The organism is Thiobacillus sp. SCUT-2 (assembly GCF_035621355.1).
Classification (GTDB): Bacteria; Pseudomonadota; Gammaproteobacteria; order Burkholderiales; family Thiobacillaceae; genus Thiobacillus; species Thiobacillus sedimenti.
On sequence record NZ_CP141769.1, the window covers coordinates 1,045,449 to 1,066,220 of the forward strand.

Sequence of the window (20,772 nt, forward strand, 5' to 3'; positions counted from 1 at the left end):
CCCGCACAGTGCTCGTATGGAGGCCTGATCGCCGCGGATGGGCGGAATGCGGACTGCAGGCCGGTATCACCGAATGGCGGAATACTGAAGGAATCAGCATGCGATCCAATCTACCCGTGACGAATGTCGAGTACGTCCTCGAGGACACCGACGTCATCGTCTCCAGGACCGACCTCCACGGCAACATCACCTACGTCAACCGCGATTTCGTCAAGATCAGCGGATTCGGCGAGGACGAACTGATGGGTTCGCCGCAGAACATCGTGCGGCACCCCGACATGCCGGTCGAGGCGTTCGCCGACTTCTGGCGCACGCTCCGCGCCGGCAAGGCCTGGACCGGCCTCGTGAAGAACCGCTGCAAGAACGGCGACCATTACTGGGTCGAGGCGAACGCGGCGCCGGTCTACGAGAACGGCCAGATCAGCGGCTACGCCTCGATCCGGCTGAAGCCGAGCCGCGAGCAGGTGCAGGCGGCGGAGGCCGCCTACCGGGCGATCAAGGGCGGCGACGCCTCGCTCGACATCGTCGAGGGGCAGGCGGTCCGGCGTTCCTTCGGCCAGCGCAGCGGGAAGCTCGGGAATCTGTCGCTGAAGACGCTGCTGGCGATCGCCGCCGGCTCGGTCGGCGCGCTCTTCGTCGCGATGGGCCTGCTCGCCTGGCTGGCCAGGTCCACCGGCGGCCAGGGCTATGTCTACGCCCTGATGGCGATCGCGGTGCTGGGTGTCCCGATGGCGGTGGTGTTCGGCGTGCTGGCCTACCGCAGCGTGGTGAAGCCGCTGGAGTGCGCGCGCAAGGAAGTCGAGCAGATGAGCTCGGGCGATCTGACCGCGCGCATCCAGGCCAGGGGCCTCGCGGAGTTTGCCCACCTGATGCAGGCGCTGCGGGTGCTGCAGATCAACCTCAAGCTGCTGGTCGGCCAGATCAAGGAAAGCACCGAAGTGGTGAACGCCGGCGCGAGCGAGATCGCGTCGGGCAACGCCGACCTGTCGGCGCGCACCGAGTCGCAGGCCTCGAGCCTCGAGGAGACGGCGAGCTCGATGGAGGAACTCACCAGCACCGTCAAGCAGAATGCGGATAGCGCGCACCAGGCGAGCAAGCTGGTGTCGTCGACCGCGGAAATCGCGGCGAACGGCGGTGAACTCGTCAGCCAGGTCGTGGCGACGATGGGCTCGATCAAGGCGAGCTCCGGCAAGATCTCCGACATCATCGGCGTCATCGACGGCATTGCCTTCCAGACCAACATCCTCGCGCTCAACGCCGCGGTCGAAGCCGCGCGTGCGGGCGAGCAGGGGCGGGGTTTTGCGGTGGTGGCGGCGGAAGTGCGCAGCCTGGCCCAGCGCAGCGCCAGCGCGGCGAAGGAAATCAAGGCCCTGATCGAGGATTCGGTCGGCAAGGTCGAAGCGGGCGGCAAGCTCGTCGACGAGGCCGGCGAGGCGATGGAGGACATCGTGACCTCGGTCCAGCTGGTTGCCGACATCCTCGCCGGAACGGCGTCGGCGAGCCAGGAACAGAGCCTCGGCATCGAACAGGTCAACCAGGCCGTGGCCCAGATGGACGAGATGACGCAGCAGAACGCCGCGCTGGTCGAACAGGCGGCGGCGGCGGCCGAGAGCCTGCAGGAGCACGCGGTGAAGCTCGCGGACCTGGTCGGCAGCTTCAAGCTGATCGGCGGGCGCGCGGCACCGTCGCTCGGCGTCACCGCCGGCACGACGCCGGCCGCCCGGGCGGAACCGGTGCGGAGCGAGGCGCTGCGGGCCGCAGCCGCGGGCAGCCATTGAGCTGCCGGAGGCCTTTGCCGGCGGCAAAAATGGTCCTTCCGGATGCTTCAGGAATGCGGGCTGCGCGCCGATACAGCACTTAGCTGTCCGTCTAAACCTTGAACGAAACGATAACCAAAATGCGGTCGAACTTGCCTGTCACGAATGTCGAATACGTCCTGAAGGATCACGAGGCGCCCACGTCGAAGACCGACGTCCACGGCAACATCACCTACGTCAACCGGGACTTCGTCAACGTCAGCGGATACAGCGAAGCCGAGCTGATCGGTTCGCCGCAGAACATCGTGCGGCACCCCGACATGCCGGCCGAGGCCTTCGCCGACCTGTGGCACACGATCCAGAGCGGCCGGCCCTGGACCGGACTGGTGAAGAACCGCAGCAAGAACGGCGACCATTACTGGGTCGAGGCGAGCGTGGCCCCGATCACCGAGAACGGCCGCATCGTCGGCTACACGTCCGTGCGCAACAAGCCGTCGCGCGAGCAGGTGCAGGCGGCGGAGGCCGCCTACCGCGCGATCCGCGCCGGCGACAAGCGCATTGCGGTGGTAGAGGGGCAGGCCGTCAAGTGCTCCGTCCTGCAGCGCTGCCGGCAGGTCAGGAATCTCTCCCTGAAGACGCTGCTGGCGATCGCCGCCGGCTCGGTCGGCAGCCTGTTCGCGGGGATGGCTGCGCTGGCGTGGCTGGCGACGACGGGCGACAGCGCCGCCTACCTCGACTGGCTGATGGGCATTGCCATCGTCGGCGTGCCGATGGCCGTGGTGTTCGGCGTGCTGTCCTACCGCAGCGTGGTGATGCCGCTCGAGCGCGTCGGCCAGGCGATCGACCAGATGAGCGCCGGCGACCTCACCGGCCGCATCGAGACCAAGGGCGTCGCGGAACTCGCCCGCCTGATGCGATCCCTGCTGGTGCTGCAGATCAATATTCGCTGGCTGGTCGGCCAGATCAAGGAGAGCACCGACCTGGTCAACTCCGGCGCGGGCGAGATCGCGTCGGGCAACGCCGACCTCTCGGCGCGGACCGAGTCGCAGGCCTCCAGCCTCGAGGAGACCGCCTCCTCGATGGAAGAGCTGACCGGTACCGTCAAGCAGAACGCCGAGAGCGCGCACCATGCGAGCAAACTGGTGTCGTCGACCGCGGAGATCGCGGCCAACGGCGGCGACGTCGTCGGCCAGGTGATCACCACCATGGGCGCGATCAAGGCGAGTTCGCGCAAGATCGCCGACATCATCGGCGTCATCGACGGCATTGCCTTCCAGACCAACATCCTCGCGCTCAACGCCGCGGTCGAGGCCGCGCGCGCCGGCGAGCAGGGACGCGGCTTCGCCGTCGTCGCTTCCGAAGTCCGCAGCCTGGCGCAGCGTTCCGCAAGCGCGGCCAAGGAGATCAAGGCCCTGATCGGTGATTCGGTCGAGAAGGTCGAGGCGGGCCGCAAGCTCGTGGACGAGGCGGGCGACGCGATGGAGGACATCGTGACCTCGGTGCAGCTGGTTGCCGACATCATCGGTGGAACGGCGACCGCGAGCCAGGAGCAGAGTGCCGGAATCGAGCAGGTCAACCAGGCGGTGGGGCAGATGGACGAGATGACGCAGCAGAACGCCGCGCTGGTCGAGCAGGCCGCGGCGGCGGCCGAGAGCCTGCAGGAGCAGGCCGCCAAGCTGGCCGCGCTGGTGAAGACGTTCAGGCTGGTGCGCAACCCGGCCGCGCCGGCCTTCGGTCAGGCGCGGATCGGCTCGGCGAAAGCGAAGCCCGCGCCGGGAGCGACACGGGAGCGCATGGCGGCGTAGACGCCCGAGGCGGGCGAGGGGCGGCCGTGCCGGTGCACGGCGCCCGGCCGGCGAAAGGGTATGGAATGATGCAGCACCGTTTGAACGGGCTTGACTGGATGGCCGTGTGCCTTGACGGATGCGGCTGTGGATGGATACCGATTTCGACATGAAGCCCGCAGCAAGAATGCCCGTTCCGGGCGACAGCACCAAGATATTCGAATTCACGCCGCGCGATTTCGCGCGCGTCCGCGCGCTGATCTACAAGCAGGCCGGCATCTCGCTGTCCGAGAGCAAGCAGGAAATGGTCTACAGCCGGCTCGCCCGCCGGCTGCGTGCCAAGGGGCTGAATTCCTTCGAGGCCTATCTCGACGCCCTCGAATCGGGGCGCGACAGCGACGAGTGGGAAGCCTTCACCAACGCGCTGACGACCAATCTCACCTCGTTCTTCCGCGAAGCGCACCATTTCCCGATTCTTCAAGAGCACCTGCGCGTGGGAAAGACGCCCCTGTCGATCTGGTGCTCCGCCAGTTCGACCGGCGAGGAGCCCTATTCGATCGCGATGACGGCCTGCGAGGCCTTCGGCACGCTCACGCCGCCGGTCAGCATCGTGGCAACCGACATCGACACGAACGTCCTCCAGACTGCCGCCAACGGCGTCTACCCGCTCGACCGGATCGAGAAGATGCCGCAGGAGCGGCTGAAGCGCTTCTTCCTGCGCGGCAAGGGCGAGCGCGCCGGCTTCGTGCGCGTCCGGCCGGAGCTGCGCCAGCTGATCACGTTCAAGCCGCTCAATCTGCTGGCGGCCAGCTGGCCCGTGAGCGGGCCGTTCGATGCGATCTTCTGCCGCAACGTCATGATCTACTTCGACAAGCCGACGCAGGGCCGGATCCTGGAGCGCTTCGTCCCCTTGATGAAGCCGGAAGGCCTGCTGTTCGCCGGCCATTCGGAGAACTTCATGTATGCTTCCGATGCCTTCAGATTGCGCGGCAAGACGGTGTACGAGCTCGATCCCCGTCACGCGCGCGCCAGGACGACTGCATGAACCCGGAGATCGAAGAGCATCTGGCGACCAACCTGTACTACGACCGCACCTTCGATTGCGAGGCTGCGAAGATCCTGCCGGGCGAGTACTACTTCACCAACCGTCCCATGCTCATCGTCACCGTGCTCGGCTCCTGCGTCGCCGCGTGCCTGAGGGACCGCGTTTCCGGCATCGGCGGCATGAACCACTTCATGCTGCCGGATGGCGGCGGCGACGCCGGCAGCCCCGCCTCGGCATCGATGCGGTACGGCGCCTACGCGATGGAGGTGCTGATCAACCAGCTGCTCAAGGCCGGGGCGCGCCGGGATAACCTCGAGGCCAAGGTGTTCGGCGGCGGCAACGTGCTGCGGGGATTCACTGCGATGAACGTTGGCGAGCGCAACGCGAAGTTCGTGCGCGACTTCCTGCGCGCGGAAAATATCCGGGTCGTCGCGGAGGATCTCAACGACGTGCATCCGCGCAAGGTGTATTTCTTCCCCGAGACCGGCAAGGTGCTGGTGAAGAAGCTCAAGCAGCTCAACAACTACACGCTGGTGAAGCGCGAGCAGGACTACGCGAGCCGGCTCAAGAGCAGTGCCGTAGCGGGCGATATCGACCTGTTCTGATTCCCGGCACGCGCACGAAGCTGAAAGACTAGCATGACGAAAATCAAGGTTCTGATCGTAGACGACTCGGCGCTGATCCGCAGCCTGATGAAGGAGATCGTCGCCGGCCAGCCGGACATGGAAGTGGTCGGGGTCGCCCCGGACCCGCTGGTGGCACGCGACCTGATCAAGCAGACCAATCCCGACGTCCTGACGCTGGACGTGGAGATGCCGAAGATGGACGGGCTCGACTTCCTCGAGCGGCTGATGCGGCTGCGCCCGATGCCGGTCGTCATGGTGTCGTCGCTGACCGAACGGGGCTCCGAAATCACGATGCGGGCGCTGGAGCTCGGCGCCGTCGATTTCGTCACCAAGCCCAAACTCTCGATCCAGAGCGGGTTGCTCGAATCCACCGATGTGATCGCCGAGAAGATCCGCATTGCGTCGCGCGCCCGGATCAAGCAGCGCTCGGCCGCTACCCCGGCTGTTCCCCCGGGCGGCGCGCTGGCCCCCTTGCGCAATCCGCTCACCAGCAGCGAAAAGCTCATCATCATCGGGGCCTCCACCGGCGGCACCGAGGCGATCAAGGATTTCCTGATCCAGCTTCCCTCCGATTGCCCGGGCATCCTGATCACGCAGCACATGCCGGAAGGCTTCACGCGCTCCTTCGCCAACCGCCTCGACAAGCTCTGCAAGATCTCGGTGAAGGAGGCCGAGGGCGGCGAACGCGTGCTGCCGGGGCACGCGTATCTCGCGCCCGGCCACTCGCACCTGCAGCTGGTGCGCAGCGGCGCCAACTACATGACCCGGCTCGACCAGGGGCCGCCGGTCAACCGGCACCGCCCGTCGGTCGACGTCCTGTTCCACTCCGCCGCGGTCGCGGCGGGCAAGAACGCGGTAGGGGTGATCCTCACCGGCATGGGGCGCGACGGCGCGGCGGGCATGCTGGAAATGCGCCAGGCGGGCGCCTACAACCTGGCGCAGGACGAGGCGACGTGCGTGGTCTTCGGGATGCCGAAGGAAGCGATCGCCTGCGGCGCCACCCACGAGGTCGCGCCGCTTCACGAATTGCCCGGGCGCGTGATGGCATTCTTCGCCGCCCACGGCAACCGCGCGATGCGCGTGTGACGCGGCAGCCCGGGCGGCCGGCCGCGCAGGCCGGCCGTGCTTAAGTTTGGCGCCGCGATGCCGATTAATTGAATGACGATGAATTGCACCACTGGAGTACTGCATGGCCGATCCGAATACCAAATTCCTGGTTGTTGACGATTTCTCCACGATGCGCCGCATCGTGCGGAACCTGCTCAAGGAACTGGGCTATTCCAACGTCGAGGAAGCGGAGGACGGCGCCGACGGCCTCGCCAAGCTGCGCGCGGGCAATTTCGACTTCGTCGTCTCCGACTGGAACATGCCCAACATGGACGGCCTGACGATGCTGCAGAACATCCGCGCCGACGCGGCGCTGTCGAAGCTGCCGGTGCTGATGGTGACGGCCGAGGCGAAGAAGGAGAACATCATCGCCGCGGCCCAGGCGGGCGCCAGCGGCTACGTCGTCAAGCCCTTCACCGCGGCCACGCTGGACGAGAAGCTTACGAAGATATTCGAGAAAATGGACAAAGCGGGAGGCTGACGTGGATAGCCAATTCGCCACCTCGGCCGTGGCCGTCGGCGCGTCCCAGGTTCCCGCCGCCCCGGCGTGCGAACAGGAGGAAATGCTCGCCCGCGTCGGCCAGATCACCCGCACCCTGCACGACAGCCTGCGCGAGCTCGGCCTCGACAAGGCGCTGGAAAAGGCCACCGCCGAGATCCCGGACGTGCGCGAGCGGCTCAACTACGTCGCGCGCATGACCGAGCAGGCCGCCCAGCGCGTGCTGAACGCCACCGACGCCGCGATTCCGCTGCAGGAGCGGATCGACGCCGGCGCCGACGAGATTCTCCAGGGCTGGCACGCTGCGCTGAAGGCGCCGTTTTCCGAGGCGAACTACCGTGACATGGCGACCCTGACCATGCAGTGCCTGGTCGACATGCGCAACGATACCAGCGCCACCAAGCAGCAGCTGCTCGACATCATGATGGCGCAGGACTTCCAGGATCTCACCGGCCAGGTGATCCGCAAGGTCACCGAACTGGCCCATGGACTGGAGCAGCAGCTGGTGCAGCTCCTGCTCGACTACTCGCCGGCCGAGGTGCGCCGCGAGGTCGGCAGCGGCCTGCTGAACGGCCCGCAGATCAACCCCGCCAACAAGAGCGACGTCGTCGCCGACCAGAGCCAGGTCGACGACCTGCTCGACAGCCTCGGCTTCTGACCCACGCGCCATTCCATAGAGAGCCCCCGGATGCAAGGCTTGCATCCGGGGGCTTTTCCGTTGCTAGGGGTGCAGGGCCCGCACTACCGTTGCCGTCGTCTCGAAGCCGTTCTGCAGCACGCGCGCGAACTGCGGCGCGAGATAGGGCAGCGTGACGTCGAGCGCGATCAGGCCGACGCCGAGCGTGATCGGAAAGCCGATCGCGAAGATGTTGAGCTGCGGCGCGGAGCGGGTCAGGATCCCCAGCGCCAGGTTGGTCATGAGCAGGATCGCGACCAGCGGCAGCGCGAGCTGCAGGCCGACCGCGAATACCGTTGCGCCGTAGCTGGCGATGCTGAAGAAGCCGGCGGCGGCCAGTGGCTCGGCGCTGATCGGCAGGCTGCGGAAGCTGTCGGCGAGGATGCCGAGCAGCAGCAGGTGGGCGTTCACGGCGAGCACCAGCAGCGTGGCCAGCAGGTTGAAGAACTGTGCGATGACCAGCGTCTGTCCGGCACTCTGGGGATCGAAGAACGACGCGAATCCGAGGCCCATCTGCAGGCCGATGATCTCGCCGGCCGCCTCGACGGCGGCGAAGATGACGCGCATGACGAAGCCGATGGCCATGCCGATCAGGAACTGCTGGATCAGGATGAGCAGGCCCTGCCACGAGCCCAGCCCGACCTCGGGCATGGGGGGGAGGGTGGGCGCGACGATCAGCGCGATGAACACGCCCAGGCCGATCTTGACGCGCTGGGGAACCGACACATGGCCGAACACCGGCGCCAGCATCAGCAGGCCCAGGATGCGGGTGAGCGGCCAGAGGAAGCTGATCAGCCAGCCGTTGAGCTGCGCGTCGGTGAGGCTGATCATGGCCGCCCGGACGGAGTCAGCCGATGACGCCCGGCAGGTCGGTCAGCACGCGCCGCATGTAGTCGGTCATCATCGTCAGCATCCACGGGCCCGCAAGCGCGAACGTCGCCAGCACCGCGATGATCTTGGGGATGAACGAGAGGCTGGCGTCGTTGATCTGCGTGGCTGCCTGGAACACGCTGACCAGCAGGCCGACGACCAGGGTGACCAGGAGGACCGGCGAGGCGACGAGGATGGTCATCTCCATTGCCGTGCGGCCGATGGTCATTACGCTTTCGGGCGTCATGGGGTCCTCTCTCAGTAGAAGCTCTGGGCGAGCGAGCCCAGCAGCAGGTTCCAGCCGTCCACCAGGACGAACAGGATGATCTTGAACGGCAGCGACACGATTGCCGGCGACACCATCATCATGCCCATCGCCATCAGGATGCTGGCGACGACCATGTCGATGATCAGGAAGGGGATGAAGACGGTGAAGCCGATCTGGAACGCCGTCTTGAGCTCGCTCGTGATGTAGGCGGGAATCAGGACCCGCATCGGCACGTCGGCGGCGGTCTTCAAGGGGGCCGACCGGGACAGCTTGACGAACAGGGCAAGGTCGGTCTCGCGCGTCTGCTTGAGCATGAAGGCGCGCAGCGGCACGGCGCCCTTGTCGAGCGCCTCGCCCATCTGGATGCGGTTTTCGGCGAGCGGCTGGTAGGCCTCGACGTAGATCTTGTCGAGCGTGGGGCCCATCACGAACAGGGTGAGGAATAGCGCGAGGCCGATCAGCACCTGGTTGGGGGGCGACGACTGCGTGCCCAGTGCATGGCGCAGCAGCGACAGCACGATGATGATGCGGGTGAAGCTCGTCATCATCAGCAGCGCGGCAGGGAGGAAGGACAGCGAGGTCAGCAGCAGCAGCGTCTGCAGGCTCAGCGTGTAGGTCTGGCCGCCGCCGCTGGGCGTGCTGGTGAACGCCGGCAGGCCGGCAGCCTGGGCGAACGCCAGCGACGGCAGCGCGAGCGCGGCGAGCGCCAGCAGGACGGCAGGCGCGCGCGAACGGACGTTACGTGCCACGGCGCTTGTCCCCGAACGGCGGCTTCTCGAGCAGGGTGTGCAGACTGGCGGCGAAGCTGCCGCTGGGCGCGGCCGGCGGCGGCACCTGTCCGCGCGGCAGCGTCGCCAGGGCATTCACGCTGCCGGGCGCCACGCCGACGACCAGCCACGATTCGCCGATCTCGACCACGACCACGCGCTCGCGCGCACCGACCGACGCGCTGCCGACGACCTGCAGCAGGTGGGAGCCGCCGCCCCGCATGACGCCGAAGCGCTTGGCCACCCAGGCCGTCGCGGCGATCAGCAGCAGCACCGCGACGAGGCCGACGAACACCTGCAGCAGGCTGCCGGCGGGCGAAATCGCCGGTGCCGGCGCGGCAGCGGGCGCGGCCGCGGCGTGGGCCAGCAGCGGGAGCGCCAGCATCATGCCGGCAAGGGTGCGTCTCATTTGTTCAGCTTCCGGATCCGCTCGGCCGGCGTGATGATGTCGGTGAGGCGCACGCCGAACTTGTCGTTCACCACGACGACCTCGCCCTGTGCGATCAGGCAGCCGTTGACGAGCACGTCCATCGGTTCGCCGGCCAGGCCGTCGAGCTCGACCACCGAGCCCTGCGCCAGCTGCAGCAGGTTCTTGATCGCGATCTTGGTGCGGCCGAGTTCGACCGTCATCATCACGGGGATGTCCAGGATGATGTCGATGTCCTTGGCCAGGCCGGCTGTCGCGCTGTTGTCGGACAGCTCCTGGAACACGGCCGGGGTCGGCGTGGCGGATGAGGTCTGCTCGGCGAGCGCGGCGGCCCAGTCGTCTTCGGCGATGGTTTGGGTGAGGTCTTCAGACATGCTGATCTCCTGTTTGCGGCTCGCTCGGGCTGATCGAGAGCAGTTTCTCGACGCGCAGCGTGTATTGGCCGTTGAATTTTCCGTAGGCGCATTCCATGACCGGCACGCCGTCGACCTTGGCCTCGATCGTTTCCGGGATGTCGAGCGGGATGATGTCGCCCACCTTCATGTCGACGATGTCGCGCAGGCTGACGCTGGCGGTGCCGAGGTCGGCGACGATCTCGACCTCCGCCAGCTGGATCTGCTGGCGCATCAGGCGCAGCCAGCGCTTGTCGACCTCGAGGTTCTCCGCCTGCAGGGCGCTGGTCAGCAGGTCCTTGATCGGCTCGATCATCGAATAAGGCATGCACATGTGCATCTCTCCGCTGATCTGGCCGAGCTCGATCGCGAAGGTCACCGCGACGACGACCTCGTTGGGCGTGGCGATGTTGGCAAACTGGGTGTTCATCTCCGAGCGGATGAACTCGAACTCGATCGGGTAGACGGGCTGCCACGATTTCGAATACGCCTCGAAGACGATGTTGAGGACGCGCTGGATGATGCGGTGCTCGGTCTGGGTGAAGTCGCGCCCTTCGACCCGGGTATGGAAGCGTCCGTCGCCGCCGAACAGGTTGTCGACCATGAGGAAGACCAGGTCGGGATTGAAGATCATCAGGGCCGTGCCGCGCAGCGGCTTGAGCTGAACCAGGTTGAGGTTGGTCGGCACGACCAGGTTGCGGATGAACTCGCTGTATTTCGATACGCGCACCGGGCCGACCGAGATCTCCACGCTGCGGCGCAGGAAATTGTAGAGGCCGATGCGCAGCTGGCGTGCGAAGCGCTCGTTGATGATCTCGAGCGTCGGCATCCTGCCGCGCACGATGCGTTCCTGGGTGGCGAGGTTGTAGGGGCGCACGCCCCCGTTGTCATGGGCCTCGGCCGGCGACTCGTCGATTTCGCCGGTCACGCCCTTCAGCAGCGCGTCGACTTCGTCCTGCGAGAGAAAGTTGTCGGCCATGGCAGGTCTACTGGATCACGAAGGAGGTGAAGAGAACGTCGTCGACCTGCTGGGGCTTGCCCTTGGGATCGAACGGCTGCCTGACCTGGGCCAGGATTTCCTGGGCCAGCTTCTTCTTGTCCGCGGCGGTGACGAGCTCGCCCGCCTGCTTCCCGGAGAGCAGGGTCAGCAGGCGGCTGCGGACGCGCGGCATGTGCGCCTTGATGGCGTCGACCTGGGCGGGGTCGGAGACCTGCAGGGTGATGTCGGTCTGCAGGAATTGCTGCTCGGCGCCCTGGAGATTGACGGTGAAGGTTTCGAGCGGCAGATAGACCGGCGCCTTGGGCGGCTCCTCCTTCGGCGCGTCGGGGCCGCCGGCCGTCAGGAACCACGCACCGGCACCGCCGCCGCCGGCCAGCAGCACGAGCAGTCCGACGATGACGAGCAGCTTCTTCTTCGATTTCCGGACGGGCGCGACCTCGGCGGCTTCGGCAGTTTCGACGGGTACGGCAGGTGCAGCCATGGATGCGTTTCCTCTACACGGGCAGGGTGGAGCAGATGAGCTTCATTATCGGAACGCGTGCACGCCTTCGATCGCGCAAAAAGAGGGGAAAAAGGCGCGCATATCGAGCGATGCGGGAGGTTTCCGGCTCAGGCGAAGGTGTCGACCAGGCCGCGCCCCGCGGATCGGGCCGGCATCTGGACCACGGGCCCTGCGACGTCGGCACCGGCGCCCGCCGCGGGGAAGGGGGCGGCAACGGCGGGCGCCTGGCGGTCGGGCGTGTCGTTCTGCCGCGGCGTGTCCGCGCTGACCGTCGCCTGGCCGAGGGTGATGCCGGCATCGCTCATCATCTCGCGCAGGCGCGGGAAGGCCGCCTCCAGCGCGTGGCGGACTTCGGGCTGGGCCGAAAAGAAGCTCGCCGTGGCCTGGTCGTTGCTGACGCTCAGCACGACCTGCAGCGGTCCCAGGTTCGGCGGGTTGAGTGTCAGCGACGCGGTCTGCTGCTGCCCCCCCACCATCCAGACCAGCTTGTCGCCGAGCGCCTGGCTCCACGCCTGGGTGCCGACCGGCGGGGCCAGCCGGGGCGACGCCGCGTCGGCCGGGGCGGCGTGGGACGCAAGCGCCCCATGCACGGCGGCGCGCAGCGCGGGGTTGGCCGCCAGATCGGCCGGCACGCCGTCCGGACGGGCCCGTTCCGCCTGCAGCGCTGCAGCCAGGCGTTCGGTGAACGCCGTGGCCGCTGCGGCCTCGCTGCCCGCACCGGATGGACGCGCGGCGGGGGTGTCGGTCGTGGCCGCGGACAGTGGCTCGGGCTTGCCCGCCGCGCGGGCGTCGGCGGTGCGCGCCGCCGGCTGGGCGGCATGCTGGGTACGGGGCATCGGTGTCGCCTGCGCGGCGGCTTGGCCGGCGACCAGGACTTGGCTGGCGCGGCCGTCCGGCGCGGACGCCGCGACTGCGACGGCGCCGGGGACGCCTGTCGCGCCGGCTGCGGGCGCCGCCGCTTGCGGATCGCCGGTGGCGGCGGTGGCGGCCACAGCGGCCGGCTTGAACGCCTCCGGATTCATCGCCAGGGCGAGCAGGGCGGCCGCGTCCTCGGGAACAACGCCGTCACGTGGGTCGCGGCTGTCGTCGCCGGTGGCGCGGGCCGGCTTCGCCGCGGCGGCGGGCGCATCGGCCGGGGAATCGGACGAAGCCGCGGCGGCGGCTGCCGCCTGGGCGTCAGGGGCGTCGTTCGCGGGCGGTTTCGCGGGATCGCTCTTGCGGGCTTGCGCCATTTCGCCCGACAGCACCTGGCTGAACGGAACCTCGGCGTCGTCCGCCTGCTTGCCCGATGGCGACGGCGTCGGGGCCGACTGGAGGGGATTGAGATTCAAGGGGGTCGCGTTCATGGCGTCGGTCCGGGTCAGGTGGTGGGGCGCTTGTGCAGCGAACGACGTGCCGCGTGTTCGTCGGTTTGCTTCTGGTCGCGCCGCAGCTCGCTGCGCGACTGTTCCTTGCTCGCCCGCTCGGCCAGCGTGACGAAGGACATCTTCTTCTGTTCGCAGGCCTGCCAGGCCGAGCGCGCCTGGGTGATGCGCTGCTGGGTTTCGGTGACGATCTTGTGCTGGCCCGTGATGGCGTAGTCGAGCTTCTGCATGAAGACCTGGAAGTTGTGCAGCTGGGTCGTGCTGATGCCGGACGCCATGTCGGCCGTGCCGCGCGCGGCGTAGTCGTTGCGGTACTGCGTCAGCAGGTCGAGCTTCTGGACGGCTTCCTCGCCGGCGCGCAGGCACGCGGCGAGCCGCTTGGCGGCTTCGTCGCTTTCCTTGTTCGCGAGGTCGATCAGCGTGTGCAGGGCGGAGGGGGTGGCCATTCGGGTGCTCGATCGGGATTACGGGAGGGGCGCCGGCTGGAACAGCGTCGCCAGCGCGTCCAGGCTGTCGTCGACGCCGGCGCGTTCGTGGATGCCCTGCTGCAGGAAGGCCTCCATGCCGGCCTGCAGCCGGATGGCCTCGTCGAGCAGGGGATCGGTGCCGGGCGCGTAGGCGCCGACGTTGATCAGGTCGCGGCTGCGCTCGTAGCGCGAATAGAGCTTCTTCAGCCGGCGCGCCAGCTGCTGCTGCTCGGGCGTCGTGATGTTGTGCATCGCGCGGCTGATCGACTGCTCGATGTCGATCGCCGGGTAGTGGCCGCTTTCCGCGAGGCTGCGCGACAGCACGACGTGGCCGTCGAGGATGGCGCGCGCGGCATCGGCGATCGGGTCCTGCTGGTCGTCGCCCTCGGTCAGCACGGTGTAGAAGGCCGTGATCGAGCCGCCCCCCGGCTTGCCGTTGCCGGCGCGCTCGACCAGCGCAGGCAGCTTGGCGAACACCGACGGCGGATAACCCTTGGTCGCCGGCGGCTCGCCGATCGCCAGCGCGATCTCGCGCTGCGCCATCGCGTAGCGGGTCAGCGAATCCATGATCAGCAACACGTTCTGGCCCTGGTCGCGGAAATGCTCGGCGATCGCGGTCGCGTAGGCCGCGCCCTGCAGGCGCATCAGGGGCGGCGTGTCGGCCGGCGCCGCGACGACGACCGAGCGCGCGAGGCCCTCCTCGCCGAGGATCTGCTCGATGAATTCCTTCACCTCGCGGCCGCGCTCGCCGATCAGGCCGACGACGATCACGTCGGCGCTGGTGTAGCGGGCCATCATGCCGAGCAGCACGCTCTTGCCGACGCCGGAGCCGGCGAAGAGGCCCATGCGCTGGCCCCGGCCGACGGTCAGCATGCTGTTGATCGCGCGCACGCCGACGTCGAGGATGTCGGTGATCGGCGCACGGGAGAGCGGGTTGGCGACGCGGCCGCTGAGGGGCGCGCTGGACGTCGTGTGAAGCGGGCCGAGGCTGTCGAGCGGACGGCCGTTGGCGTCGACCACGCGGCCGAGCAGGCTGTCGCCGACCGGCAGGTGGCGGGTGCGGTCGCTCGGGCGACGGCGCGGGTGATCGACCTGGCCCGGACGGGGCAGGGTGGCGACGACTTCGGCCGGAAAGACCTGGGCGCCGGGGACGAGCCCTTCGACGTCGCTCTGCGGCATCAGGAAGAGGTGGTCGCCGGAAAAGCCCACCACCTCCGCTTCGAGATGGGCACCGTTGGGCAGCGGCACCGTGCACGCGCTGCCGACCGGCAGCTTCAGCCCGACGGCCTCCATCACGAGCCCGGCGACGCGGGTGACGCGGCCGGATACCTGCATCGGGTCGGCGATCGCGAGCAGTTCGCCGCAATCCTGCAGGTAGGCCTTCCAGCGGGTGCTGTGCGGAGCCGCGTTCATCAGGCGCCCAGCCAGCCGGTGTCCTTGCCCAGCGCGGCGGCGAGGCGCTGCCAGCGGGTCGGCAGCGTCGCGTCGATCTGGTTGTTGGCGGTCTCGACGCGGCAGCCGCCGGGCTCGAGCTGGGTGTCGTCAGCCAGCTGCCAGCCGAGTTTGTCGAGTTCGTCGCCCATCCGGCTGCGCACCAGGCCGGCGTCGTCCGGATGCAGGTAGAGCAGGGCCGGCTGGTGCAGCGCCGGCAGGTAGCGCACCGCTTCCCTGACGATCGGCAGGACCAGCTCGGGTCGGACCGGCAGCGCGGTCTTCAGCAGGGCGCGGGCGAAATCGATCGCGAGGTCGAGCACCTGCTGCGAGATCGTCTCGTCGGCCTGCGCCACCTCGGTCGCGAAGGTGTCCGCGATGGCGCGCAGCCGGGCGATCTCGGCGGCCGCTTCCTGCTGGCCCTGGGCGTAGCCTTCGGCATGGCCGGCCTGGTAGCCCTCCTGCCGCGCCTGTTCCTCGATTTCGCTGATCTGCTCGACGGTGGGGAGGTTGACGCCGGCGTAGTCGGCGGGCTTGACCGGATGCGGGTCGACGTCGAAGCTGGTCAGCTCCCACGGCTTGCACGCCGCCGAATCCGCGCTCGAGATGAGGCAGCTAGACATACTTCTCCTCTCCCTTGGCGCCGAGCGAGATCTGGCCCTCGTCGGCGAGGCGGCGGACGATCATGAGGATTTCCTTCTGCTGCGCCTCGACCTCGGACAGCCGCACCGGCCCCTTGGATTCGAGATCCTCGCGCATCATCTCGGCGGCACGCTGCGACATGTTCTTGAAGATCTTCTCGCGCATTTCCGCAGAGGCGCCCTTGAGGGCGATGATGAGCGAGTCGGACTGCACCTCGCGCAGCAGCAGCTGGACGCCGCGATCCTCGATGTCCATGATGTTCTCGAACACGAACATCTCGTCCATGATCTTCTGCGCCATGTCGGGGTCGTAGCTCTTCAGGTACTCCATCGCGGACTGCTCGTTGTCGCCGCTCATGAAGTTGAGGATGTCGGCCGCCGCGCGGGTGCCGCCCATCGGCTGCTTCTTCAGCACGTCGCTGCCCGACAGCAGCTTGGTCAGCACGTCGTTCAGTTCGCGCAGCGCGGCCGGCTGCACGCCGGAGAGGGTGGCGATGCGCAGCAGCACGTCGTTGCGCAGGCGCTCGGTGAAGCAGGTCAGCACTTCGCAGGCCTGGTCGCGCTCGAGGTGCACGAGGATGGTCGCGATCGTCTGCGGGTGCTCGTTGTGGATGAGGTCGGCGACCGATTCGGCGTCCATCCACTTCAGGCTCTCGATGCCGCTGGCGTCGCCGCCGCCGCCGAGGATGCGGTTGAGCAGGGAATTGGCCTTGTCGTCGCCGAGCGCCTTGCGCAGCACGCTGCGGATGTAGTCGTCGGAGTCGACGCCGAGCGAGTAATGCGCGTCGGCGGTTTCGGTGAAGTCCTGCAGGACCGTCTGGACATGCTCCTGCGGAATGGCCTTCATGCCGGTCATCGCCTCGCCGAGCTTCTGGACCTCGCGCGGCCCCAGGTATTTCATGACTTCCGCCGCGCCTTCCTCGCCCAGGGCGAGCATCAGGATGGCGCCGCGGGTGACGCCGTTGGCAAGATCACTCATTGCTGCCCACCCACGTCTTCACGATGTTGGCGACCGCGCGCGGATCCTCGCTGGCCAGCTTCTGCGCCCGCGACAGGTTTTCCTGGTAGTTGCGCTGGCCGGGCAGCGCCATGACGTCCGCCTGCTGCAGCTGGAGGTCGACGCTGTGCGCGGGCCGCGCCGGCGCCTCGGCGATCTTCTTCAGCAGCGGCTTGAGCAGGCGCAGGTAAAGCAGCGCCAGCGCCACGGCCATCAGGAGGTACTTGCCGCCCTGGAGCGTCAGGTCGAGCGTCTCCGGCCGCTTCCACAGCGGGGTCTCGGGGATTGCTTCCGGCGTTGCGGTCGCGAACGGGCTGTTGACGACGTTGAGGGTGTCGCCGCGCTCCTGGTTGTAGCCCATGGCCTCCTTGACCAGGTTGGTGACCTGGGCGAGCTCGGCGGCGGTCAGCGGCTTCATCGTGACCTTGCCCGACTTGTCGACGCTCTTGCGATAGTTGACGACGACGGCGACCGACAGGCGCTTCAGGCCGCCGCCTGCTTTCTGGACGTACTGGATGGTCTTGTCGACTTCGTAGTTGACCGTCGAATCCTTCTGCGTCGTCGTGACCGCCGCGGGCGCGGCCGCGGCGGCGGCGGCGGGTGCCTTCTGGGCAGGGGCGGTGATCGGCGCGGTGGCCGGAGCCGGCGGCTGGTTGGTGAGCGCACCCGGCACGCCGGCGGGTCCGCCGGCGCCGTTGGTCGATTCGCTGGTCTGCTGGCTGCGGATCGCCATCGCGTCGGGGGTCTGGTTCGGCTTGTAGGACTCGACCGCCTGCTCGCTGTGCGAGAAATCCATGTCGGCCGTCGCTTCGGCACGCACGTTGTCGGCGCCGACGATGGGCGCGATGATCGATTCGATGCGCTTCGCGACGTTGTCCTGATAGTCCTGGACGTACTTGATCTGGCTCGGGTCCATGCCGTTGGCGGCGGCGGTCTTGCTGGTGTCGGACAGCAGATTGCCGTTCTCGTCGACCACGGTCACGTTCTTGGGCGACAGTTCCGGCACGCTGCTGGCCACCAGGTGGACGATGGCGCTGACCTGCTGCGCGTCCAGCACGCGGCCGGGGTGCAGGTTGAGCAGCACCGAGGCGGTGGGCTGCTTCTGCTCGCTGACGAACACCGAGTCCTTCGGCATGGCGAGGTGCACGCGCGCGGCCTGGACCGCGGAGAGGGATTCGATCGAGCGCGCCAGCTCGCCCTCCATCGCGCGCTGGAAATTGACCTGCTCGATGAACTGGGAGGCGCCGAGCTTCTGGTTCTCCATCAGTTCGAAGCCGACGTTGCCGCCCTTGGGGAGCCCCTGCGCCGCCAGCTTGAGGCGGGCGTCGTGGACGCGATCGGCCGGCACCAGCAGGGCGCCGCCGCCGTCCGCGTACTTGTACGGGATGTTCATCTTGTCCAGCTCGGCGACGATGGCACCGCCGTCGCGGTCGCTGAAATTCGCGAACAGGACGCGGTAGTCGGGTTGCCGGCCCCACATCCAGACGGCGGCCATGATCGCCACGACCGCGGCCGCGCCCAGTATCAGCATCAGCTTGCGGCCGCCGGCAGTCCGCGTGAAGTCCATCACATTGCCCGGAATCGCCATTTCTCCTGCACCCGCCATCATCGTGCCCCCATCGTGCCGGCGTCATGGGCCGCCCGGACTCGGATTGTGCTGTTCATTCGCATTGCCCCATGAGGATTTCTCTCTGTGATCGCATTATCGGCAGCGCGGGCGCTTTCAATCGCGGGAATAGCAGGCGGATTCGGGCGCTTATCGACCTTATGGCTTGCGGCGGCCCTGATAAGGTGGGCACGTGGAAAACCGCCTGACGAGGCAAGGAGGGCACGATGAGCGTAGGCATGATCGATACGAGCAAGATCGAGGCCATGGTGGCGCAGCTCCGGGCTGCAGCCGCAAAGGCCAGCCCGGCGGGAGCCAGCCCGGTCGGCGAGGGCGCGCTCCAGGCGCGGCCGGCGGCCGGGGCGGTCGACTTCTCCTCGGCCCTGAAATCCTCGCTCGACCAGGTCAACCAGTCGCAGCTGCAGGCGCAGCAGCTGGCCGAGCGTTACGAGCTGGGCGACAGCAAGGTCAGCCTCTCCGACGCCATGATCGCCCTGCAGAAATCCAGCATCGCCTTCCAGCAGACCGTCCAGGTCCGCAACAAGCTCGTTTCCGCCTATCAGGAAATCATGAACATGCCGGTGTGAGGGGGGCGGTAAGTGGTAAGTGGTAAGTGGCAAGCGGCAAGCGGTGAGCGGTGAGCTGTGAGCGGTTAGGGCAGGGCCGAGGGAGATCGCCTAATCCGATCCTGCTCACTGCTCACTGCTCACTGCTCCCCGCTCACTGCTCACTGCTCCCCGCTCCCCGCTCCCCGCTCCCCGCTCCCCGCCTCAGTGAACCGCCGCCTGGGCGACCGATTGCAGCGCGCTGCGCAGCGCGTTCGCCAGTTCTTCCGCGGCGAATTTCGCCACATAGGCGTCGGCGCCGACCTTCCTGACATGCGCCTCGTTGGTCGATCCGGTCAGCGAGGAGTGGATCACCACCGGAAGATTGCCGAAGCGCGCGTCCTGCTTGATGTTGCGCGTCAGCGTGAAACCGTCCATCTCGGGCATTTCGAGGTCGGTCAGCACGAGGGCGACGCGGTCGTACACGGTCTGGCCCTCTTGCTCCGACTTGGCCGCGATCGCCTGCAGCTGGTCCCAGGCGTCCTTGCCGTTCTTGCACATGAGAAAGGGCAGGCCCATGGATTCGAGGCCCTGCTCGATCATGGTGCGCGCGATCAGCGAATCGTCGGCCGCCAGGATGATCGTCCCGGGCTTGATCTCGACGTGCGGGGGCATGCCATCACTGCCGGATTCCTCCTCGGTCGGCGGCATCACCTGGCGCAGGATCGTCTCGACGTCGAGCACCTGGGCCAGGCGGTCGTTGTTATCGGCGTCCAGGCGGGCGATGCTGGTCACCATGCCGCTGGCGCCCTTGCCCTCGGCCGACAGCACCTGGCGCCAGTCGAGGCGCACGATGTCCTCGACCGATTCGACCGCGAAGGCCTGCGTGCTGCGCGCGTATTCGGTGATCAGCAGGATGTTCAGCCCCGTCTTGGGCGTGCAGCCCGCGACACCGGGCAGGTCGATGACCGGCAGGATCTGGCCGCGCAGGTCGACCATCCCCATCATGTACTGGGGCGATCCGGCGACCGCGGTGATGGCCGGCATCGGGATGATCTCGCGGATCTTGAACACGTTGATGCCGAACAGCTCGCTGTGCCCGAGCCCGGGGTCCTCACCCAGCCTGAACAGCAGCAACTCCAGCTTGTTCGAGCTGGTGAGGTTGGTGCGTTCGTCGATTTCCTGCTGGATGGTTTGCATGGCGGAGTCTCCTTGTGTCCTGTGCCGGGGCGCCGGTCAGAGGGTGTTGCGGCGCGCGCGCTCGATGTTCATCACGAAGCGTTGCAATTTAGCGGCCATATCGTTGGGTAACTTGATGAACTTGCAGCCCAGCCGCGTCTGGAAGGCACCGTTGTGCAGGCGGATCTGGGCGGAATTGCGCACTTCCAGCGAGGTCACGATCGCATCCGTCTCCGGCAGGAGCAGCTTGCAGTCGGCCAGGATGCGGCCGGTCTCGGGTCCCAGGCGGCCGCCGGTTTCGGCGATGGCGACGCCGCCGCAGCCGATGTCGACGATGTGCGTGACGATGGGATCGGGGTCGTCCGGCGAGAGCGGCGGAACGATGCACTTGACCGGATTCACGATCGGCATCGGCACGCGGAAATGCTCGCGCCGCTGCAGGCGGATCAGCGCCTTCGGCAGGGCGATCCGCAGGGCGGGCAGCTTCTCGTATTCGCACAGGGCCACCGGGCCGGTGTCGAACGAGATCGAGACGCCGTCCATCTGGGTGACGAATTCGGCACCCTTGCCCGACAGCAGCTCGTGGTTGAGGGCGTCGCCGCGCGCGCTGTCGAGAATCACCGTATTGGCCTGCTCGTTGACTGCGAGCACCGACGTGACGATGATCTGGCGGCTGCCCGGCAGGTCCAGGTTGACGAGCAGCTTGCGCTTCTGGATCGCGCGCAGCTGGAACAGGATTTCGGCCCGCGAGCGCAGGGTATAGCGCTCGAGCGGGTCGTCACGGGTGTCGGCGGCGGGATGGGGCGGCGGGGAGATTGCCAT

The 20,772-nt window shown here is 67.6% G+C and carries 23 protein-coding genes; 8 read left to right on the forward strand and 15 right to left on the reverse strand.

Translation table 11 applies throughout. From position 1 onward, the window contains the following. Window positions 1–98 precede the first annotated feature (98 nt). The 7 genes from VA613_RS05080 to cheZ all read left to right on the forward strand — a co-directional run bounded on the left by VA613_RS05080 (window position 99) and on the right by cheZ (window position 7,476). A complete protein-coding gene (locus VA613_RS05080; protein ID WP_324780774.1) occupies window positions 99–1,778 on the forward strand; it encodes a methyl-accepting chemotaxis protein in 1,680 nt (559 codons plus the stop codon). Window positions 1,779–1,897: 119 nt separating this feature from the next. Beyond that, on the forward strand, window positions 1,898–3,562 hold the full coding sequence (locus VA613_RS05085) for a methyl-accepting chemotaxis protein (RefSeq protein ID WP_324780775.1): 1,665 nt from the start codon (window positions 1,898–1,900) through the stop codon (window positions 3,560–3,562). A gap of 148 nt (window positions 3,563–3,710) precedes the next feature. Next, window positions 3,711–4,586, forward strand: coding sequence for a CheR family methyltransferase (locus VA613_RS05090; RefSeq protein WP_324780776.1), 876 nt, complete (start codon window positions 3,711–3,713; stop codon window positions 4,584–4,586). Then, a complete protein-coding gene (gene cheD, locus VA613_RS05095; protein ID WP_324780777.1) occupies window positions 4,583–5,191 on the forward strand; it encodes a chemoreceptor glutamine deamidase CheD in 609 nt (202 codons plus the stop codon). Before VA613_RS05090 ends, cheD begins: the two co-directional genes overlap by 4 nt. Window positions 5,192–5,224: 33 nt before the next feature. Continuing rightward, window positions 5,225–6,298, forward strand: coding sequence for a protein-glutamate methylesterase/protein-glutamine glutaminase (locus VA613_RS05100; RefSeq protein ID WP_324780778.1), 1,074 nt, complete (start codon window positions 5,225–5,227; stop codon window positions 6,296–6,298). A 103-nt stretch (window positions 6,299–6,401) separates the two neighbouring features. Continuing rightward, window positions 6,402–6,800: a chemotaxis response regulator CheY gene (gene cheY, locus VA613_RS05105; protein WP_324780779.1), complete on the forward strand. Its 399-nt coding sequence runs from the start codon at window positions 6,402–6,404 to the stop codon at window positions 6,798–6,800. A 28-nt stretch (window positions 6,801–6,828) separates the two neighbouring features. Beyond that, the gene (cheZ, locus tag VA613_RS05110) at window positions 6,829–7,476 is read left to right on the forward strand and encodes a protein phosphatase CheZ (RefSeq protein WP_324781222.1); all 648 of its coding nucleotides are present in this window, start codon (window positions 6,829–6,831) and stop codon (window positions 7,474–7,476) included. Window positions 7,477–7,539: 63 nt separating this feature from the next. On the opposite strand, the gene fliR is transcribed toward cheZ, so the two are convergent. From fliR to fliF, 13 genes are all read right to left on the reverse strand, one after another. Next, the gene (gene fliR, locus VA613_RS05115) at window positions 7,540–8,325 is read right to left on the reverse strand and encodes a flagellar biosynthetic protein FliR (RefSeq protein WP_324780780.1); all 786 of its coding nucleotides are present in this window, start codon (window positions 8,323–8,325) and stop codon (window positions 7,540–7,542) included. 16 nt (window positions 8,326–8,341) lie between these two features. Then, entirely contained in the window at window positions 8,342–8,611 is a 270-nt protein-coding gene (gene fliQ / locus VA613_RS05120; RefSeq protein WP_324780781.1) for a flagellar biosynthesis protein FliQ, read from the reverse strand. 11 nt (window positions 8,612–8,622) lie between these two features. Further along, window positions 8,623–9,381 (reverse strand): flagellar type III secretion system pore protein FliP, encoded by a 759-nt coding sequence (gene fliP, locus VA613_RS05125; RefSeq protein WP_324780782.1) that lies wholly within the window; start codon window positions 9,379–9,381, stop codon window positions 8,623–8,625. Next, window positions 9,371–9,808: a flagellar biosynthetic protein FliO gene (fliO, locus tag VA613_RS05130; protein WP_324780783.1), complete on the reverse strand. Its 438-nt coding sequence runs from the start codon at window positions 9,806–9,808 to the stop codon at window positions 9,371–9,373. The genes fliP and fliO overlap by 11 nt, the downstream gene beginning before the upstream one ends. Beyond that, complete coding sequence (gene fliN / locus VA613_RS05135; RefSeq protein ID WP_324780784.1) at window positions 9,805–10,200, reverse strand: flagellar motor switch protein FliN; 396 nt, start codon at window positions 10,198–10,200, stop codon at window positions 9,805–9,807. Before fliN ends, fliO begins: the two co-directional genes overlap by 4 nt. Then, window positions 10,193–11,197 (reverse strand): flagellar motor switch protein FliM, encoded by a 1,005-nt coding sequence (gene fliM, locus VA613_RS05140; protein ID WP_324780785.1) that lies wholly within the window; start codon window positions 11,195–11,197, stop codon window positions 10,193–10,195. The genes fliN and fliM overlap by 8 nt, the downstream gene beginning before the upstream one ends. 7 nt (window positions 11,198–11,204) lie before the next feature. Then, the gene (fliL, locus tag VA613_RS05145; RefSeq protein ID WP_324780786.1) at window positions 11,205–11,699 is read right to left on the reverse strand and encodes a flagellar basal body-associated protein FliL; all 495 of its coding nucleotides are present in this window, start codon (window positions 11,697–11,699) and stop codon (window positions 11,205–11,207) included. A 128-nt stretch (window positions 11,700–11,827) separates the two neighbouring features. Next, entirely contained in the window at window positions 11,828–13,066 is a 1,239-nt protein-coding gene (locus VA613_RS05150; RefSeq protein WP_324780787.1) for a flagellar hook-length control protein FliK, read from the reverse strand. Between the two features lie 14 nt (window positions 13,067–13,080). After that, window positions 13,081–13,530, reverse strand: a complete 450-nt coding sequence (fliJ, locus tag VA613_RS05155; RefSeq protein ID WP_324780788.1) for a flagellar export protein FliJ — start codon at window positions 13,528–13,530, stop codon at window positions 13,081–13,083. 18 nt (window positions 13,531–13,548) lie between these two features. After that, window positions 13,549–14,964, reverse strand: coding sequence for a flagellar protein export ATPase FliI (gene fliI / locus VA613_RS05160; protein WP_324780789.1), 1,416 nt, complete (start codon window positions 14,962–14,964; stop codon window positions 13,549–13,551). Continuing rightward, window positions 14,964–15,605: a flagellar assembly protein FliH gene (locus VA613_RS05165; RefSeq protein WP_324780790.1), complete on the reverse strand. Its 642-nt coding sequence runs from the start codon at window positions 15,603–15,605 to the stop codon at window positions 14,964–14,966. Before VA613_RS05165 ends, fliI begins: the two co-directional genes overlap by 1 nt. Beyond that, complete coding sequence (fliG, locus tag VA613_RS05170; RefSeq protein WP_324780791.1) at window positions 15,598–16,602, reverse strand: flagellar motor switch protein FliG; 1,005 nt, start codon at window positions 16,600–16,602, stop codon at window positions 15,598–15,600. Before fliG ends, VA613_RS05165 begins: the two co-directional genes overlap by 8 nt. Then, window positions 16,595–18,226: a flagellar basal-body MS-ring/collar protein FliF gene (gene fliF, locus VA613_RS05175; protein ID WP_324781223.1), complete on the reverse strand. Its 1,632-nt coding sequence runs from the start codon at window positions 18,224–18,226 to the stop codon at window positions 16,595–16,597. Before fliF ends, fliG begins: the two co-directional genes overlap by 8 nt. Window positions 18,227–18,453: 227 nt before the next feature. Between fliF and fliE the strand changes: the two genes are divergently transcribed. Then, window positions 18,454–18,813, forward strand: coding sequence for a flagellar hook-basal body complex protein FliE (gene fliE / locus VA613_RS05180; RefSeq protein ID WP_324780792.1), 360 nt, complete (start codon window positions 18,454–18,456; stop codon window positions 18,811–18,813). A 183-nt stretch (window positions 18,814–18,996) separates the two neighbouring features. Here fliE and VA613_RS05185 read toward each other — a convergent pair whose 3' ends face one another. After that, entirely contained in the window at window positions 18,997–19,971 is a 975-nt protein-coding gene (locus VA613_RS05185; RefSeq protein ID WP_324780793.1) for a chemotaxis protein, read from the reverse strand. A 36-nt stretch (window positions 19,972–20,007) separates the two neighbouring features. Further along, window positions 20,008–20,772: a flagellar brake protein gene (locus VA613_RS05190; RefSeq protein WP_324780794.1), complete on the reverse strand. Its 765-nt coding sequence runs from the start codon at window positions 20,770–20,772 to the stop codon at window positions 20,008–20,010.